General features: G+C 62.6%; 17 protein-coding genes. 2 read left to right on the top strand and 15 right to left on the bottom strand.

Going from position 1 to position 17,370, the window contains the following annotated elements:
- Window positions 1-128: 128 nt before the first annotated feature.
- The 11 genes from K410_RS0107050 to K410_RS0107000 all read right to left on the bottom strand — a co-directional run bounded on the left by K410_RS0107050 (window position 129) and on the right by K410_RS0107000 (window position 11,489).
- Window positions 129-1,943 (bottom strand): long-chain-acyl-CoA synthetase, encoded by a 1,815-nt coding sequence (locus tag K410_RS0107050; protein ID WP_028134191.1) that lies wholly within the window; start codon window positions 1,941-1,943, stop codon window positions 129-131.
- A 183-nt stretch (window positions 1,944-2,126) separates the two neighbouring features.
- Window positions 2,127-2,390, bottom strand: coding sequence for a DUF3551 domain-containing protein (locus tag K410_RS0107045; protein WP_375305900.1), 264 nt, complete (start codon window positions 2,388-2,390; stop codon window positions 2,127-2,129).
- Between the two features lie 32 nt (window positions 2,391-2,422).
- Window positions 2,423-2,695, bottom strand: coding sequence for a DUF3551 domain-containing protein (locus K410_RS0107040; RefSeq protein ID WP_028134189.1), 273 nt, complete (start codon window positions 2,693-2,695; stop codon window positions 2,423-2,425).
- A 174-nt stretch (window positions 2,696-2,869) separates the two neighbouring features.
- Window positions 2,870-4,747, bottom strand: coding sequence for a molecular chaperone HtpG (gene htpG / locus K410_RS0107035; protein ID WP_028134188.1), 1,878 nt, complete (start codon window positions 4,745-4,747; stop codon window positions 2,870-2,872).
- 123 nt (window positions 4,748-4,870) lie between these two features.
- Window positions 4,871-5,293: a hypothetical protein gene (locus tag K410_RS0107030; RefSeq protein WP_028134187.1), complete on the bottom strand. Its 423-nt coding sequence runs from the start codon at window positions 5,291-5,293 to the stop codon at window positions 4,871-4,873.
- A 414-nt stretch (window positions 5,294-5,707) separates the two neighbouring features.
- Window positions 5,708-5,995: a hypothetical protein gene (locus K410_RS0107025; RefSeq protein ID WP_028134186.1), complete on the bottom strand. Its 288-nt coding sequence runs from the start codon at window positions 5,993-5,995 to the stop codon at window positions 5,708-5,710.
- Window positions 5,996-6,016: 21 nt separating this feature from the next.
- Window positions 6,017-7,075, bottom strand: a complete 1,059-nt coding sequence (locus K410_RS0107020) for a DNA methyltransferase (protein WP_283805931.1) — start codon at window positions 7,073-7,075, stop codon at window positions 6,017-6,019.
- Between the two features lie 39 nt (window positions 7,076-7,114).
- Window positions 7,115-8,026, bottom strand: coding sequence for a hypothetical protein (locus K410_RS39295; RefSeq protein WP_155253267.1), 912 nt, complete (start codon window positions 8,024-8,026; stop codon window positions 7,115-7,117).
- A 21-nt stretch (window positions 8,027-8,047) separates the two neighbouring features.
- Window positions 8,048-9,157 (bottom strand): ParB N-terminal domain-containing protein, encoded by a 1,110-nt coding sequence (locus tag K410_RS0107010; RefSeq protein WP_196235995.1) that lies wholly within the window; start codon window positions 9,155-9,157, stop codon window positions 8,048-8,050.
- Between the two features lie 775 nt (window positions 9,158-9,932).
- Window positions 9,933-10,547 (bottom strand): nuclear transport factor 2 family protein, encoded by a 615-nt coding sequence (locus tag K410_RS0107005; RefSeq protein ID WP_028134182.1) that lies wholly within the window; start codon window positions 10,545-10,547, stop codon window positions 9,933-9,935.
- 135 nt (window positions 10,548-10,682) lie between these two features.
- Window positions 10,683-11,489 carry a response regulator gene (locus tag K410_RS0107000; RefSeq protein WP_028134181.1) on the bottom strand — a complete coding sequence of 269 codons (807 nt, stop codon included), beginning with the start codon at window positions 11,487-11,489 and terminating at the stop codon, window positions 10,683-10,685.
- Between the two features lie 207 nt (window positions 11,490-11,696).
- Here K410_RS0107000 and K410_RS0106995 point away from each other — a divergent pair, with 207 nt between their 5' ends.
- Window positions 11,697-11,930 carry a NepR family anti-sigma factor gene (locus K410_RS0106995; protein WP_028134180.1) on the top strand — a complete coding sequence of 78 codons (234 nt, stop codon included), beginning with the start codon at window positions 11,697-11,699 and terminating at the stop codon, window positions 11,928-11,930.
- Entirely contained in the window at window positions 11,930-12,478 is a 549-nt protein-coding gene (locus K410_RS0106990) for a sigma-70 family RNA polymerase sigma factor (RefSeq protein WP_018316216.1), read from the top strand. Before K410_RS0106995 ends, K410_RS0106990 begins: the two co-directional genes overlap by 1 nt.
- A gap of 91 nt (window positions 12,479-12,569) precedes the next feature.
- On the opposite strand, the gene K410_RS0106985 is transcribed toward K410_RS0106990, so the two are convergent.
- The 4 genes from K410_RS0106985 to K410_RS0106970 form a co-directional block, all read right to left on the bottom strand.
- The gene (locus tag K410_RS0106985) at window positions 12,570-13,283 is read right to left on the bottom strand and encodes a nitroreductase (RefSeq protein WP_028134179.1); all 714 of its coding nucleotides are present in this window, start codon (window positions 13,281-13,283) and stop codon (window positions 12,570-12,572) included.
- Window positions 13,284-13,408: 125 nt separating this feature from the next.
- Window positions 13,409-14,653, bottom strand: a complete 1,245-nt coding sequence (locus tag K410_RS0106980; RefSeq protein WP_028134178.1) for an acyl-CoA dehydrogenase — start codon at window positions 14,651-14,653, stop codon at window positions 13,409-13,411.
- A 114-nt stretch (window positions 14,654-14,767) separates the two neighbouring features.
- Window positions 14,768-16,012, bottom strand: coding sequence for an acyl-CoA dehydrogenase (locus K410_RS0106975; RefSeq protein WP_028134177.1), 1,245 nt, complete (start codon window positions 16,010-16,012; stop codon window positions 14,768-14,770).
- A gap of 117 nt (window positions 16,013-16,129) precedes the next feature.
- On the bottom strand, window positions 16,130-17,257 hold the full coding sequence (locus tag K410_RS0106970; protein WP_028134176.1) for an acyl-CoA dehydrogenase family protein: 1,128 nt from the start codon (window positions 17,255-17,257) through the stop codon (window positions 16,130-16,132).
- Window positions 17,258-17,370 lie beyond the last annotated feature (113 nt).

Here is a 17,370-nt window from a genome sequence, read left to right as displayed (position 1 = left end):
TTGTTATCGTTGGTGTTGCGGCGGCTCGTGCTGGCCGCCTCCCCATGGCCGCCTGTTTACCCGAGAGAAGTAAATGTCTTCTTGGACAATTCAGATAAAATTGGACCTATCTGCCGATTTTGGCGGAGTCACAGCCTGATCGAGCCGCCCAGGATTGCCGCATAAGCCTCGGCATCCAGCGAGACATAGGCTCCGAATTTCGAGTCCGCCATGAACAGCGGGTCGGGAATCGCGGCGGGATCGAAGCCTTCCCGCAACAGATCGCCCTTCTTCTGCTTGAACGTCTCGGTCGCATCGATCTCGCGGGAGATGCGGATGAAGACCGGACGCGCATAGGCCGGCAGGCGCCGCGACAGATGTGCGGGCAGCGCCGCAATGTCAAAGCCCTCGTTGACCACGATCGCGCTCATGCCGGCGCGGCCATCGGCGCCGGGGATGCTGACGCCGTAGGTGGTGGCATCGACCACGCCGGTGAAATCGCGCATCACCTCGTTCACTTCGGAGGTCGCGACATTCTCGCCCTTCCAGCGAAACGTATCGCCGATCCGATCGACGAAATGGAAGAACCCCTTGTCGTCGATCCGCATCAGATCGCCGGTGCGAAACCAGGCATCGCCTTTGGCAAACACATCGCGCAGGATCTTCCTCTCGGTTTCGCCGGCGTCGGTGTAGCCCTCGAAGCGCCCCCCGCCCTCGTCGGCGGTGCCGATGCGGCCGATGGCTTCGCCGGCCTCGCCGCGGGCGCAGGCGATGCAGAAGCCCTTTTCATCGCGCAGCGGCGCGCCGTTGTCCGGATCGAGCCTGACGAGATTGGCAGGGAAGCGATGCGCCAGCAGCGGCGGGATGCGGCCGATCGCGCCCGGCTGCCCCTCGACGTTGAAAAGCGAGAAATTTCCCTCCGTCGCCGCATAGAATTCGAGGATACGGGGAATGGCGAAACGCGCCTGAAAGTCCTCCCAGATATCCCCGCGCAGGCCGTTGCCGCAAACCATGCGGAGACGATGGCGGTTCTCATATTCCGAGGGCGGAGCCTTGAGCAGGTAACGGCAGAGCTCGCCGATATATTGAAACAACGTGCAGTCATGGCGGACGATGTCCGACCAGAAATGCGAAGCCGAGAATTTCTCGGCGATCACCACCGAGCCGCCGGCGGCGAGCATGCTGCACGGCGCGACGATGCCGCCGACCGAGTGGAACAGCGGCAGGCAATCATAGAGCCGGTCTTGCGGGCTCGCGCCGGTGAGGCCGGCGAACCAGAAACCCCAATTGAGAATACGGCGATGGCTGATGCTCGCGGCCTTCGGCAGGCCTGTCGTGCCCGAGGTGTAGATCAGCAGCGCGCGGTCGTCGATGGTGACCTCGCCGTGCTCCTCCGGCGACAGCGGCGCGTCGTCCAGCGCCGCAAGCGCGACGTCGATGGCGCGGTCGCCACGGGCGTCGCCATGCGTCCACACCTTGGCCTGACCTTTCAGATGCGGCGCGGCTCCCTCCAGCATCTCCGTCAGCTCATGCGCCACGATGATGTGGGAGGGCCTGGCGACGTCGATGCAATGCGCGAGCGAGGGGCCGACCAACTTGGTGTTGAGAAGTGCGACCACGCCGCCGACCCTGCTGATACCGAGCCACGCTGCGACATAGTCGATGCCGTTCGGCATGATCAAGGCGACGACATCGCCCTTGGCCACGCCGACCGAGCGCGTCCAGCGCGCATAACGATTGATGCGTTTCGACAGGCCGGCATAGTGGAGACTTGCGTCGTCCGTCAGCAGCGCAACGCGGTCGGGCTGGCGCTGTGCCCAATCGTCGATGACGTCGGCGAACAGGCGTCCCGGCAGCGTCTCGATCCGCGCGGTGAGCTCGATCGCCTTCAGCCAGATCCTGGAAGCCGACGGTGCGCGCGCGACTTTCGGCTGCTCGATGACGCCGGTGGTCATATTGTTCACTCTTTCGGGCGGTCTGCGGTTTCCGGCAGTCTAGCCCGTGCGCCCTGACCCAGGCGTTAAAAGACAAGGTAAACCCGGTTAGGAGGCGATTAACGCTAGCCATCCTTTACCAGGCCGACGCTTTCGGCGGCATGCCGTCAGCGCAGGCCGATGGCCGGCGCAAGATGGCGGGCGTAGGGGCCGCTAGCCGCTGCGCTTGTGACGCGAGCGCTGCGAAGGTGTTTTGGGCTGATAATACGGATTGAGATCGCAGGTCGCAGCGCGGCCCGAGGCCGTGGCGCGGCACTGCGGCATCGATGTGAAAGAGCAATCATACCAGTTCAGGCCGCCGCGACCGGCATAGACGTGCATGCAGACAGGATAGCGCGGATCGTAGGTCTGCGCCTGCGAGGGGGTGGCCACGAGCAACGCCGCAATGGCCATAATCGGGTACGACCAGAGACGCACGACAGGGTCCTCCTGCACGGCACATTGACGATCTATTGCGGCCTCTTGTGGCGCCGGCGCGGCGGCGGCTCGTTGTAGGCGTAATAGGGATTGGGGTCGCAGGTCGCGGCAAGGCCCGACGCCGTCGCGCGGCACTGCTCCATCGAGGTAAACGAGCAGTCGAAATAGTCACCGCCTCCGCCACCGGGGCCGCCGACATAGCGGTGCATGCAGAAGGGATAGGCCGGATCGTATCTCTGCGCGCTGGCATCCGCTGCGCCAAGCAACGTGAAGATCGCGGTGAGGATGAGGAATGGCAGGCGCATGGGGGAAATCCTCGAATTAGTAGCGTCGCTTCATATGACACAACATCTCGTCGTCCGCGACTGTTCCGCAGGCCTGATGACGTCGAGGTGAGTGGACCGCACAACGCCAGAAGCGATGCGCGGCGGAGAGGGAGTGACGATCAAGCCCAGCCGGAACGATGTTGCCAGGCAGCGCTAGCCGCCCAGCCCCTGCAACACCAGCCGGTTCAGCCTTGTCGCGAACGCCGCCGGATCTTCCGGCAACTCGCCGTCCAGGATCTGCGCCTGCTCGAGCAGGAGCAGGCTCAGATCGTCGACGGTCTTCGAGCCGGCTTGCGCCTTGGTGATCGCCGTCACCAGCGGATGACGCAGATTGATCTCGAGGATCGGCTTGGTGCGCAGGCCCCGGTTCTGCTGCGACAGGATGCGCTCGAGCTCGCGGCTCGGGCCCTGGCTGTCGGCGACGAGGCAGGAGGCCGAACTGGTAAGGCGCGTCGAGGCCTTGACGTCGCTGACGCGCTCGCCGAGCGCGGCCTTGATCACGGCGACGGTGGCGGCCTCATCCGCGGCCGGCTCGTCCTTCTTCGCATCGTCCGCCTCGTCGACGCGCGGGATCAGGTCGAGATTGAGATCGCCCTGGCTCAACGACTTCAGCGGCTTGCCCTCGAACTCCTGGGGCATCGAGGTCCAGAAGGCGTCGACGGGATCGGACAGCAGCAGCACCTCGATGCCGCGCGCGGTTGCCGCCTCGAGCCGCGGATTGGACTTCAGCCGCTCGATGCTGTCGCCGACGAGATAATAGATCTCGGTCTGGTTCGGCTTGAAATCGGCGATGACCTGCTTCAGCGAACGCTTCTCGCCCGACGTCGTGGTGAAGCGCGACAGGGCCAGCAGCTTTTCGCGCCGCTCAAAATCCTCGTAGATGCCTTCCTTGAGCACCGCACCGAAGCCGTCCCAGATCTTGGCAAAATTGTCCGGATCCTTGTCGGCAAGGCTTTCGAGCTCCGACACGACCCGGGTCGCCACCGCCTTGCGGATCTGCGCCAGCTGCGGATTGTTCTGCAGCATCTCGCGGGAGATGTTGAGCGGGAGATCCTCGCTGTCGACGACGCCGCGGATGAAACGCAGGTAGCCCGGCAACAGATCGGCATCATCGGTGATGAAGACCCGGCGAACGTAAAGCTTCACGCGGCCCTTGCGGTTCGGCTCGAACAGGTCGAACGGCTTGGCCGACGGCGCGAACAGCAGCACGGCGTAGGAATAGCGCCCCTCGGCACGATAATGCAGCGTCATCGCGGGATCGTCGAAGGCGGATGCGATCTGCTGATAGGCCTTCTTGTAGTCCTCGCCCGTCAGCTCGGATTTCGAGCGCTGCCACAGCGCGCTCGCCGAGTTGATCTGGCGCGGCTCGCCTTCTTCCGGCACGAGCTCGATCGGGAACAGGATGTTGTCGGAATAGGCATGAACGATGCGCTCGATCTCGAAGGCCTCGAGATATTTCCTGGCATCGTCCCTCAGGTGCAGGACGATCTCGGTGCCCCGCGTCACGCGCGCCGCCTCCTCGTCGCTGGCGCGGGCGATCTCGAAGCCGGAGCCGCCGGAGGACGTCCAGGTCCAGACATCGCTCTCGCCGGCGCGGCGGCTGATCACGACGATCTTCTCGGCGACCATGAAGGCGGAATAGAAGCCGACGCCGAACTGGCCGATCAGGCCGAGACCGTCCTTGGCCTCCTTCAGCTTGGACACGAACGCCTTGGTGCCGGAGCGGGCGATGGTGCCGAGATGATCGATCAGCTCCTGCCGCTCCATGCCGATACCGTTGTCGGCGATCACGAGCGTATTGGCCGTCTTGTTCGGGGTGATGCGGATCTTGAGCGCGTCGCCCTCGCCCAGCAATGCCGGGCTGGCAATCGCCTCGTAGCGGAGCTTGTCGCAGGCGTCGGAGGCGTTGGAGACGAGCTCGCGCAGGAAGATGTCGGTCTCGGAATAGACGGAGTGCACCATAAGGTGCAGAAGCTCGGAAACCTCGGCCTGGAAGGGCTGCGTATGCACAGCCGTGTCTGACGTCGTCATGCGTTTACCCGGTCAAAACGAAAGGGAAGAAACCCGGGATATAACGCGAGGCGAGGGGGGATCAAGTGGACGTGAAAAATCGCCCTCCCGGCGGGAGGGCGATCTGTCCGATCGCTCGGCGGATCAGGTGACGCAACGACCGGGCTGGAGCAGCTTTGCGACCTCGGTCAGCGAGCTGACCATCGGCTCGCAGGCAATCGTCGGCTTGGCGCGCACCTTCTTCTGGTTCTGGAGCAGTGCCGGCGGCTTGGCGTTACCGGTCTCGATCGCCGCCGGCACCCGCAGCAGCACCGACGTGGCGACGAGGTCGTTCAGCCGCATCGAGACGGTGCGGGTGGGAACCGCGGCCGGCTTGAGCTCGGCAAGACGGTCGGCCTTGCCGGCGCGATTGACGTTGTGACCTGGGGCCTGGCTCAGGCTGTGGCTGGGCAGATCGGCGACCGCCTGCCAGCGGTCGGCCAGATCGTGGCCGGAGGCCAATTGCACCGCGCCGAGCGTCGCGGCCATCGCGATTGCGCCTAAAAATACCTTATGAATCTGTGACATGGCTGCCGGTCCCTCGCCCCATGGCGATCGCGGGAACAACGCGGGGCGTGGACCGGGGGTTCTTGACCCCCACGATCACTTAACCGTGTCCGGCAATGCAGCAGCGTGCGGAAATTATTTCGCAAGGCTTGGAACGTCTCGCCTGGACAGGAGTCGTCTCAGCAGCCGGCTATTCCCCCCTGCCCCATAAGCCGGCGACGTAGGGCGCGACTGTGGTGATGCCAGTCGCGCCTTACTTTTTTCTATAATGGTATCAATTAGTTACGTAGAAAACGTTGCCTGCCATGCTTTTTGTCATGCTTTCATTTGGAAGCCGTTTCAGAGCCTGCTGAGAGGTCGCTGATAGGGCCGGCCCTCGGCAACGGGCGCACTCGCGAACGCGCAGGCCGGGCCCGCTCCGAGCCCTGCACCCCCTCAAGGCTTGATCTTTTCAAACCGCAGCAACTCTTCTCGGGCACTCGCCATCTCGTCGAGCATTTCCCTGATCTTTCGACGCGGGAAGGACACCAGCTCGTCGCCATCAGTCCTTCTGCCGGAAAGCCATCTTGGCTTGCCCTCTGCGGCCGGCGCGCTCTGTGGGTACCGCGAGACGCCCTGCTTCTTCATCTCGGCAGTCACCATGTCCGACCAGTTCTTAAGCGCGTTGGCCGTACCCAATGCCGTCTTATTCAAAGCGTTTCTCTGCGAAGCTCCCATCACCATTCGGCGCAACCTCCGGCTTCTTCACGTCACTCGGAAATGACAATCAACTTCCACTCGGCACCCGCGAGAGCCGGGCCGAAATGCTTCAGTCTGACGCTTCACAATCTCGCTGACGTGGGAATCCACTAAGCGAACGCGACGGGTCGCCACCTTAGACACCGCCTGCAATCCGGAAACCAGTTGCTCCGGTGCGAGCCGTGTAGCACCGATCCGAATCACGACGTCGGCTTTCTTGTCGAGGACAAGCGAGAGCATTCGCCACATGTCGGCAAGCATCGTCCAGTACTGATTAACGTCGCCGTGCCGATCGTCCTGAGAAAAGCGTTGCTTTTGCGGCCCCGGCGGGCCGCCCAAAAACCAGAGCCGGAGCCATTGATCTTCTGCGTAGTTCGTAACGTCGAAATATGGTGGCGATGTCACCACGCATCGAATGGGATTTTGAAATCTACCCTTCAAACGAGGAAGGTTGCGCATATCAGTGTTGAAGATTGACGCGCGGCGGGCCGGGGGCTTTTCCGTATACCGATAGTCGAGCTGCCTTCTGAGAATGCCAAACACATCCCTCTTCGGGGCCGTTTGATGGCGCTCCTTCCAAAATCTGACTGAATAGTCCGGCTTCGTGCTGATGGTGTGCGGCATCTGGTTGCTAAAATAATTTTCAGACCGATCTGTCTCGCCGTGAAGAGAACCAAGAACTAGCGCGGCGATCATGCCGTCAACGATGGTGGCACGGTGGCGGAGGTTGTCGCGCAAATAGACAAGTTGTAACAGCGTCTGCCTGTGATACGCATGCTTGAAGAAGATGGGCAGAGCCGAAAGCTGCTCAGCTCCGTAGCCGTCCGTCTTGAAACTTTCTTCAAGTTGATTGATGCGCGATAGCACAGCCCCCTTTGATGGGGCGTTAGTCTTCGCGCGGGAAATACAATAGGCGACTGGATTAGTGTCGCAGCCGATGGCTTCGCGATCCATCAGCAATGCTTGGAACGGAAGCGTGCCTCTGCCACAGAACGGGTCAAGGACCGTGTCTCCCGGCTCGGTTAGCTTGGATAGCCAATGCTCCGCGAAAGATTCCGGGAACATCGCGAAGTAGGAACAAAGAGCGTGCATCCGGTGCCGCATCTACTTTAAGCCCTTTAACATTGCCTTCGACACGTCGCGGCATTGTTTTTCAATCTTGGGATCGGGGTGATAGCACGCTGCAATTCTGCATCGATCGAACAATATTCCGCCATCAATGCCCGCAGATTCCCAATCCCTCGGTGATACGCGGCGCGGAACGAAGAAAAGGCGCACCGGGTCTACCAGCAGAGGAGCGCGCATCCATTTTTTGACGAACGATCGCGAGTCCATCTCGGCGAGTTTGTTCTGCCAATCAGACGCGCCAGCGGCACACTGTCCGAAGGCGATTAACTTACCTTGCTTCTCATCTGGGAAGCTTCGCCATGCGACGATGTCTAGTCCGTCGTCACCAGTATGGCGCGCCAGCTCCGGCCTTCGGCACCCATCCCCTTCACCGACAGACAAGCACAAGTCGTCGATTGCCTTGCTCAAACGTCCTAAAGGTGATTTCCGCGGGGAGCCAAATCGCACGGATACGACGCCATTTTCTGATCCCCCTAGATATCCGAGCGTGGCTCTCGCGCAAATGTTTTCAAAAAGGGCTGAAGTGCCGTCGTGTCCTGTCGTTGGCTTGTTTATCGACATTAACAACAAGGCCGTATAAGTGAACGCCTCCGGCTTCGGACGAACGGACAATGAGCCCATCGTTACTTCGAACGGATATCGGTCCTTACCGCATGCCTTCGCGCGATTTTCAATCTCGCCAAACGCATCCTGCGCGATCGATTGGCTGAGTTGAGAACCACTGTCGCCACCGGCGCTCACAATCGCGTCGGTGCTCCCTGTCCGACGGAGCAGCTTGACCAAACTTGCAACCGAGGTCGATTTGTCTTTCGACCGCAAAGCCTCCAATTCCATCCAGTCAGCGAGACTTTCTGTCGGATCAGTGGCGGCAGGCAGGGTGATGGGCATGACAGAGTCGAGCTATGAGGATCACTTTGACTTCTTAGAACGCATCTGCTGCATGTCAGCGATGATTGCGCGCGAGAGGTCCACCAAATCTTCCGCCGTTTGCAACAAGTCCTCATTACCGTCGTATCCAGTCAGCACGGTGCCCCTTGCTTTTTGAAGGTTCTGCTTTGCTTCCACCATCGACTCTCTGAAGACTCGTTCGTCTCCCTTACTGATTTCGAGAGAGACGCTCAGCGTTAGCCCCTTTCGGAGCGCCGCGATCGCTTGTTTGTTCTTTAGAACCTCATCCAGACGTCGAAGATCAGGATTTTGACTCTGAACGACCGGCGGCAGACTTTTCGACCGGCTGCCATAGAGCCAAGTCAGAAATTCGCCGAGTTGCTTCTCGTGATCCTTCGGTACCGGGCGTCGCTTGCCGATCGTCTTCTCGCCCTTTGGCAACCCCAGGAATCCTTGAATGCCAGTGTACCCAAGTCCCGTTGTGAGATGTGAAAACGAAAAATGCTCTCGGTAACGATCTTCTCGATCAAAAACGCCGGCCGCCTCGCCTTGATCGAGAACCATCAATCCGTCGTACAGACGCTCAACGGTGCTATGTTTGTCGCCGATGCGTCTAGCGATTTCCTCTAGCGGGACACCTACTTCATTGTGCACCCAAGCGACATAATGAGCTTTGGGGTAGGATTCCCATGCTTGCGGGCCGTTAATGTGCTTGAAGCCAAGATACGCCCACACCTCGTCACGCTTACAAAAGATCACAGGCAACGTGTCGAGTTGCCTGCGCGCGGCCGGGCTGATGCTGGGAAGGCTTGAAATCTGCAACTTGGATCGAAGATTCGAATCCCGGAGCAATTTTACCGCAGCAAGCCGTCGATTCCCTTCGATGACATAACTCTTGCCGCGCTCCTTCGCAGCATAGACCGGCTCATGGCGATAGAAGCCATTTTCGGCAATAGACAAAGCAAGCTCATCGACGGCCATATTCTGCCAGAGCACCTTGATGATTTCTTCCTGAGTGGCTTTGGGCGTCAACCCGTAATCAGCCAAGCGAGGATTCTCTGGGTCGAGAAGCAAGCTATCGGTGTCTACGTCTTCCGATTCCCAGCCAGCAGCTTTCGGCGATTTACTCATTTGCCTTTCGCCTTCCTCACCTTGCCCCCGACGCTGCGTGCGGAACGGTCGCTCGTCGCTTTTTGCCGAGGGCGATCCCAATACGGGCTCTTGCATTTGGGGCAAACGCGCGGCTGCTGCCCCTTCTCACGAGGCAACCACTGATGGCCGCATCGCTCACATTGAAAACCGGCTAGATGGACGTGTGCCATAGCTGCCTACAAGTATATCCCCGCAGAGGATATATTAGTGAGTTCATGTTAATGTTTCTTTAAGCGTAAGCGCGTGCACGTACAACAATTTTATCGGCCCGCGCGCGGCGGACTTAGCCACGTCGGACGCACCGGGCTTGATAGAAGACCCGACCGCCTTCAAACCTGTCCACGCTTCGTGCGAGTCTCAGACGACGCGGGCAGTCTTCTAGGGTCCCGCACGAGAATCTCGCCTTCTGCGTCGAGCGGCGTTCCATCGGCGTGCCGCCGCCTAAAATCGAGGCGCCGGCACCGATTGCCACAAAACTTCCGTAGCCCCTCACGCAACGGCGTGTCACACACCACGCAGTTCGAAAATCGAACGGGTGGCGTGAACGCCCGCGGCCCGTGGCGCGCAGCCCATCTCTGTTGTTGCCGTACGACCCCGACGCACTTCTCAGAGCAGTACTTCCGGTGGCCGTGTTCTGACGCGAACGGCTCGCCGCAATGCGCGCAAGCTCGCATCCTCATCGCTGGGTCGCCTTCAGTCCGGCGTCGACTAGCCGACGAACGACTTCAGACTCTCCCGGCTCACTTGCTCTTTCTCACTTGGGCTGGACCTGTGCGGCCTTGCCCGCCAGCCACTCCCGCCCCTCGCCGTAGAGCCTCTCGACCTCGGGCCCGGTCAGGCCCGGCATGTCGCGCTTGACCCTGTAGCCGATCAGCTCCTGCATGTAGGCGAGATGGCGATAGCCTTCGGGCAGCGCGGCCAGCGCTTCCTGGTCGAGCCGGAGTGTCGCAGCAGGATCGACCGGGTCGATGCGGTCCTTCTCGTAGATCGGCTGGCGCCGGACGATGCCCCATCTTCCCTGCCGCTTCTCGAGGAAATCGTAGAAGCGTCCGGTGCAGACGACGTCGCAGAGCACGTCGTGCACCAGGGCGCGCTGCGAGATCGTCATCTTGGTCTGGGCGATCGCCCGTGCATCGGAAAGATCGATGCTGGTGCCGCCGAGGAAATGCAGGATGCGAACGCCTCTGGCAAACCCCTCCTGGCTGACGCGCATGAACTCCCGCGCCGGTCCCTGAAACCAGGTGGCGGACATCCAGCCCTCCTCGTGCCAGACCGTGGCAAAGCGCTCCCAATCGCCGGCATCGCGCCACACCGCCCAGTTCTCGACGAGGTCGCGGATGGCGAGGCGGTCGAGCAGTTGCTGGTCCATGAGCACATCTCCGACGAGGATCATGCATGAGCTATGAGCGGCGTCACTAATGCGCGTCAAGGGCGGGCGACAGGCACGAAAAACCGGCGTGCCTTACGGCACGCCGGTTCGGATCGTTCGCGAAAGTCGGCTGCCTTACGCCGCGGGCGCCTTCGGCGTGCGGTTGCGCGAGTTGCGCTGGAAGAACAGGGCCTGGCTCGCCACCGCCGACACCATCGCCGGCTGGAACGGTTTCGAGATCAGGAACGCCGGCTCGGGACGCTCACCGGTGAGGAAGCGCTCGGGGTAGGCGGTGATGAACACCACCGGCACCTCGAACGTGCGCAGCAATTCGTTGACGGCATCGAGGCCCGAGGAGCCGTCGGCAAGCTGGATGTCGGCGAGGATGAGGCCGGGCCGCTTGTTCTTGGCCAGCGCCACCGCATCGGCATGGGTGCGCGCGACGCCGACGACGTTGTGGCCGAGATTCTTCACCAGGCTCTCGAGGTCCATGGCGATGAAGGTCTCGTCCTCGATGATGAGCACGTCGGTCGCGATCTCGGCCGCCATCTCGCGTCCGGCGGTGTCCGCCAGCCGCCGCGTCTCGGCGACGTCGGTGCCGAGGATGAAGGCGACTTCCTCCTCCGAGAATCCCTCCAGCGAGAGCAGCAGGAAGGCCTGCCGCGGCAGCGGCGTGATGTTCGACAGCCGTCGCTCCGGCGGCATCGGCAGGGTCGTCACCTCGGAATCGTCGTTGACGGAGACCGAATTCCAGATCTGAGTGAATAGCCGGAACAGCCCGACGCGGGGGCCATGGCTCTCGTCGAGCACGCTGGGATCTCCGAGCATGGCTTCCAACATGGCTGCGACATAGGCGTCGCCGGATGCCTGGCTGCCCGTCAGGGCGCGCGCGTACCGGCGCAACAACGGCAAGTGTTCGGCAACGAGCTGTGAACGGGACATCCCCACTCCATTCATCTTCGGGCCAACCTGGCAACGCGGGGGGCCCGGGTTCCCCTGCTGGCTGTTTACGCCTCAGCCCAAGAAAAGTTCCGCCAAGGGCGGAACTTTTTCTCGAACCTGGAATTGTGCCTATCCAGGGAACGGCTCCCGGTTGAGAAAACTTCTCGATTTTACAGTAACTTAACTCGGGGAAACGTGGAACAGGTCATGAAAGATCTCAAGTCTCAAGCAACCAGAAGCACGACCCCCGGCAAGGGAGGGCTCACTCCGGAGATTCAATCCCGGATCGGGCATCAGCTGCGCGCCATGTACGACGACGTGGTACGGCAGGGGGTTCCGGATCGGTTCGCAGAACTGATCAAGAAGCTTGATGCCCAGGGAGCCACACCCCAAGTGGAAAATGACGGGGGATCTAACGACAACACCAATGGGAGGGATTAATGCCTCTCACGGACTCCCTGCGTAACGACATCCTGGCGGCCGTACCCAGCCTGCGCGCCTTTGCCATCTCGCTCAGCGGCAATGCCGACCGCGCCGACGATCTGGTGCAGGAGACGCTGCTCCGCGCGCTCGCCAACATCGACTCGTTCCAGCCCGGCTCCAACCTGCCGGCGTGGCTGTTCACGATCCTGCGCAACCTGTTCCGCTCGGACTATCGCAAGCGGCGGCGCGAGGTCGAGGATGCCGAGGGCAATTACGCCAAGACGCTGAAGACGCAGCCCTCGCAGAACGCGCATCTCGAGTTCGAGGAATTCCGCACGGCGCTGGATAAGCTTCCGCAGGACCAGCGTGAAGCGTTGATCCTGGTCGGCGCCTCCGGCTTCTCCTACGAGGACGCGGCTTCGATCTGCGGCTGCGCCGTCGGCACGATCAAGAGCCGCGTCAACCGGGCCCGCTCGAAGCTCGCCGCGCTGCTCTACGTCGACGGCGCCGAGGACTTCGGACCGGACGAGACCGTGCGGGCCGTGATCGGCGGCAGCGGCGGCTGACGGCCGGCGTTCTCGAGTTCGAGACAACAGCAAGGCGGCCGCTTCTGCGGCCGCCTTAGTATGCGTGCGCGAATGACGCCGCCCGCGCCGATCACTCCTCCACGAAAGTGACGGTCTCGGCCACGCTCGCCCGCGAGGTGCGGTAGCTGTTGACCTTGTGCGCATGGTCGGCATAGCCGAACGAGATGCCGCAGACGATGCGGCGATCGTCGGGTAGGTTGAAGTGGCGGCGGATCAGGCCGGAGTGCCGCGCCAGCGCGGCCTGCGGAATGGTGCCGAGCCCGAGCGCCTGGGCGGCCAGCATGAAGTTCGAGACATAGGCGCCGCAATCGATCGCACCGTAAATGCCGAGCGGCTCGTTGGTGTGGATGATCGCGACATGCGGCGCGCCGAAGAAATTGTAGTTCTCCAGCGCCTGCTTGGCGTAGGCCATCTTGTCGCCGCGGGCGATGCCGAGCGTGTTGTAGAGCTGAAAGCCGCTTTCGCGGCGGCGTTCGAGATAGACGCCGACATATTCGCGCGGCGGGATGAAGTCGTAATCGTCGCCGAGACCCTTTGAGGCTTCCGCGTAGATCGCCTCGCGAAAGCGCTCCTTGGCCGCGCCGCTGGCGATGACGACCTGCCAGGGCTGGCTGTTGCACCAGGACGCGGTGCGCTGCGCGGTGGTCAGCACATGCTCGATGGTGGCGCGGTCGACCTGCTTGGGCAGGAAGGCGCGGACCGAGTAGCGCTCGTTGAGCAGCTCTTCGAGCACGTCGATGCGGTCCTGAGTAGAGTGTTTGGCGTTGGGCACTTTGGCGTCCATGACTTGCCTCGTTCTCGTGCCCCGGACGCAGCGCAGCGCTTCTTCAGCGGTGCGCTGCAGAGCCGGGGCCCATTGTGGCCTCTGGGTCCCGGCCCGCGCTTCGCGCGTCCGGGACACGGTAGCTCTCACCGTCCCTTGGTCGGGATCTTGTTGTACGGCACGTCCTTGTCGACGCGGATGTCGCCGGGCAGGCCCAGCACGCGCTCGGCGATGATGTTGCGCAGGATCTCGTCGGTGCCGCCGGCGATGCGCATCGAGGGCGAGGACAGCAGCATCTGCTGGAACTGGCCTTGCACAATCTCCTCGTCGCTGCCGGTGAGAACGCCGGCCGCGCCCTGCAGGTCCATGGCGTAGGTCGCGATGTCCTGCAGCATCATGCCGGAGACCAGCTTGCCGATCGAGTTCTCCGGACCCGGTCGCTCGCCCTTCGACAGCGCCGAGATGGTGCGGTAGCTGGTGAATTTCAGTCCGTTCGACTTCGCCGCCCAGCTCGCCAGCTTCGAGCGCACGGCGGGATCCTCGATGGCCGGGCCATCCTCGAGCATGAGGTTGGAGCAGAACTCGAACATCTCAGGCACGCCGGTCGCAAGCCGCGCGCCGATCGACATGCGCTCGTTCATCAGCGTGGTCAGCGACACGCTCCAGCCATCGCCGACGGCGCCGAGACGCTGGCTGTCGGGGATCACCACGTCGGTGAAATAGACCTCGTTGAACTCCTGCATGCCGTTGGCCTGCTTGATCGGACGCACCTCGACGCCGGCGCTCTTCATGTCCAGGAAGAACATGGTGAGGCCCTTGTGCTTGGGCACGTTCGGATCGGTGCGCGCGATCAAGAGGCCGTAATCGGAATAATGCGCGCCCGAGGTCCAGATCTTCTGGCCGTTGACGATCCAATTGTCGCCCTTCTTCTCCGCGCGGGTGCGAAGCCCCGCAACGTCCGAACCGGCGGACGGTTCGGAGAACAGCTGGCACCAGATCTCCTCGCCCGAGGCGAGCTCGGGCAAATAGCGGCGCTTGGCCTCCTCGCTGCCGAACGCCATCACGGTCGGGCCGCACATGCCCTCGCCGATCTGGAACGGCTGCGTCAGCTTGCCGTAGACGCCCTCCTCCTGCTGCCAGATCACCTTCTCGATCGGCGTGGCGCCGCGGCCGCCATATTCCCTGGGCCAGTGCAGGCAGGCCCAATTGCCCTCGAACTTCTGCTTCTGCCAGGCCTTGCCGACCTCGACGATGTCGCGATTGGCGAGGCGGATACGGCCGAGCGAAGATTTCGACAGCTCGGCATGCAGCTCCTTCGGCGCATTGGCGTCGATCCATTTGCGCGCGGTCTCGCGGAATGCGGCTTCCTGCGGCGTGTCGTCGAAATTCATGGCGCTTCCTTTCTTGTCATTCCGGGGCGCGCGCAGCGCGAACCCGGAATCTAGAGCGTGCATACTCATTTCGAGAATCCGGGTTCGATGCTTCGCATCGCCCCGGAATGTCGGCTAATTTCTTCCCTTCGTCGGGATCTTGTTGAACGGCACGTCCTTGTCGACGCGGATGTCGCCGGGCAGGCCCAGCACCCGCTCGGCGATGATGTTGCGCATGATCTCGTCGGTGCCGCCTTCGACACGCGTGCCGGGCGCGCGCAGCAGCATGGCCTGGAAACGGCCGGCGAGCTCGGCATCCTCGCCGCTGATCACGCCGCTCGCCCCCTGCAGATCCAATGCGTAGGTCGCAACGTCCTGGATCATCGAGCCCGCCACCAGCTTGCCGATGGAGTTTTCCGGCCCCGGCCGCTCGCCCTTCGACAGCGCCGAGATCGCGCGCATGCTGGTGTATTTCAGCCCGCTCGCCTTCACCGCCCAGTTGGCCAGCTTGGAACGCACCGCGCGGTCCTCGATCGCTGGGCCGTCGTCGAGCATCAGGCTGGAACAATATTCGAACAATTCAGGGAATCCGGTCGAGACGGCCGCGCCGATCGCGCTGCGCTCGTTCATCAGCGTGGTCAGCGAGACGTTCCAGCCGTCGCCGACCTCGCCGAGGCGCTGATGATCGGGAATGCGGACATTGGTGAAATAGACCTCGTTGAAGTCGGAGGCCCCGCTCGCCTGCTTGATCGGCCGCACCTCGACGCCGGGGCTCTTCATGTCCAGGAAGAACATGGTGAGGCCCTTGTGCTTGGGCACGGTCGGATCGGTGCGGGTGAGCAAGATGCCGTAGTCGGAATAATGTGCGCCCGAGGTCCAGATCTTCTGGCCGTTGACGATCCAGTCGTCACCGTCCTTCTCCGCACGCGTCCGCAGCCCTGCGACGTCGGAGCCGCCGGCGGGCTCGGAGAACAGCTGGCACCAGACCTTCTCGCCGGAGGCGAGCGGCGGCAGATAGGTGCGCTTATGCTCCTCGCGCGCGAACGCCATCATGGTCGGCCCGCACATGCCGTGGCCGATGATGAACATGCGGGACAGCTGGCCGAATGGCCCCTCTTCCTGCGACCAGATCACGCGCTCGATCGGCGACGAACCGCGCCCGCCATATTCCTTCGGCCAGTGCAGGCAGGCCCAGCCGGCATCGGCCTTCTTTTTCTGCCAGGCCTTTGCGACGTCCAGGATGTTGGCGTTCTTGAGCACGGTGCGGCCGAGCGAGGATTTGCGCAGCTCTTCCTCGTACTGCTTGGGCGCATTCGCGCTGATCCAGGCGCGCGCTGTGGCGCGGAATTCGGCTTCCTGCGGGGTGTCGTCGAAGTTCATGTCTCTCATCCCTCGCGGCGTCGTAGGATGGGTAGAGCGAAGCGAAACCCATCTCCAAGACCACCTGCGTCATGATGGGTTTCGCTTCGCTCTACCCATCCTACAAATCACCAATCGTTACGCCGCGTTCTTCTTGCGCATGCGGTCGATCAACTGGTCTTCCCAATAAGTGAGGCTGCCGAGCCCGAGCGCCATGGCGTTGGCACGGCGGTAGTACATGTGGCAGTCGAACTCCCAGGTGAAGCCCATGCCGCCGTGAACCTGGATGTTGTTCTTGGCGCAATGCTGGAACGCCTGCGTTGCGCTGATGCGCGCGGCGGCCGCTGCTTCCGGCAGCTCGGCGGCGTTGGTCGAGAGCGCCCAGGCACCGTAATAGCTATTGGAGCGCGCCAGCGTCGCCGAGACGTACATGTCGGCGAGCATGTGCTTGACCGCCTGGAACGAGCCGATCTGGCGACCGAAGGCGATGCGGTCGAGCGCGTAGTCGCGGCCCATCTCCAAGGCACGGTCGGAGCCGCCGACCTGCTCGAACGCACAGAGCACCGCGGCACGATCGAGCACCTGGGTGAGGATGCTCCAGCCGTCACCGGCGGCGCCGAGCGGCTCCGCCTTGGCATCCTTGAACGTGATCTCGGCCTGGCCGCGCGTCGGATCGAGATTGGTGAGGCTCTTCACCTCGACGCCGCCGGATTTGAGGTCGACCAGGAACAGCGAGATGTCGCTGTCGCGCCCGCTCGAACCGGTGCGCGCGGCGACCACCGCGAAGTCGGCGATGGCGCCGTCGGCCACCGGCTTCTTGGTGCCGTTCAGCGCGCCGTTCGCAGCGGTGAGCTTGACGTTCTTCGGCGCGGGGTTGCCCTTGCCCTCGAACAGCGCCAGCGTGCCGATCGCCTCGCCCGAGGCGATCGCCGGCAGCCACTTCTTCTTCTGCGCGTCGCTGCCGGCGATCAGCAGCGCTTCGGCGGCGAGGTAGACGGTCGAGGAGAACGGCACCGGCGCATTGGCCCGGCCCATCTCCTCCGCGATCACGCAGAGCTCGAGATGGCCGGCGCCGGCGCCGCCGAACTCCTCTGGAATCGCGACGCCAAGAAAGCCCATCTCGGCGAGGCCCTTCCACAGCTCCTTGTCGTAAGGCGCCTTGCCGTCGAGCACCACGCGCACCGCCTTGGGCGGGCACTTCTCGCTGAGGAACTTGCGCGCCTGGTCGCGGAGCTGCTTCTGGTCGTCGGAGAAATCGAAGTTCATGGCGGGCTATCCTTTTTCTTGCTGTCATTCCGGGGCGCGACGCAGTCGCGAGCCCGGAATCTAGAGGTCACTTACTCATCTCGAGATTCCGGGTTCGCCGCTACGCGTCGCCC

The organism is Bradyrhizobium sp. 22, assembly GCF_000482425.1.
GTDB classification, from domain to species: domain Bacteria; phylum Pseudomonadota; class Alphaproteobacteria; order Rhizobiales; family Xanthobacteraceae; genus Bradyrhizobium; species Bradyrhizobium japonicum_B.
Note: the sequence above shows the minus strand (reverse complement) of the source record. Positions and strands in the feature narration are given on the sequence as shown.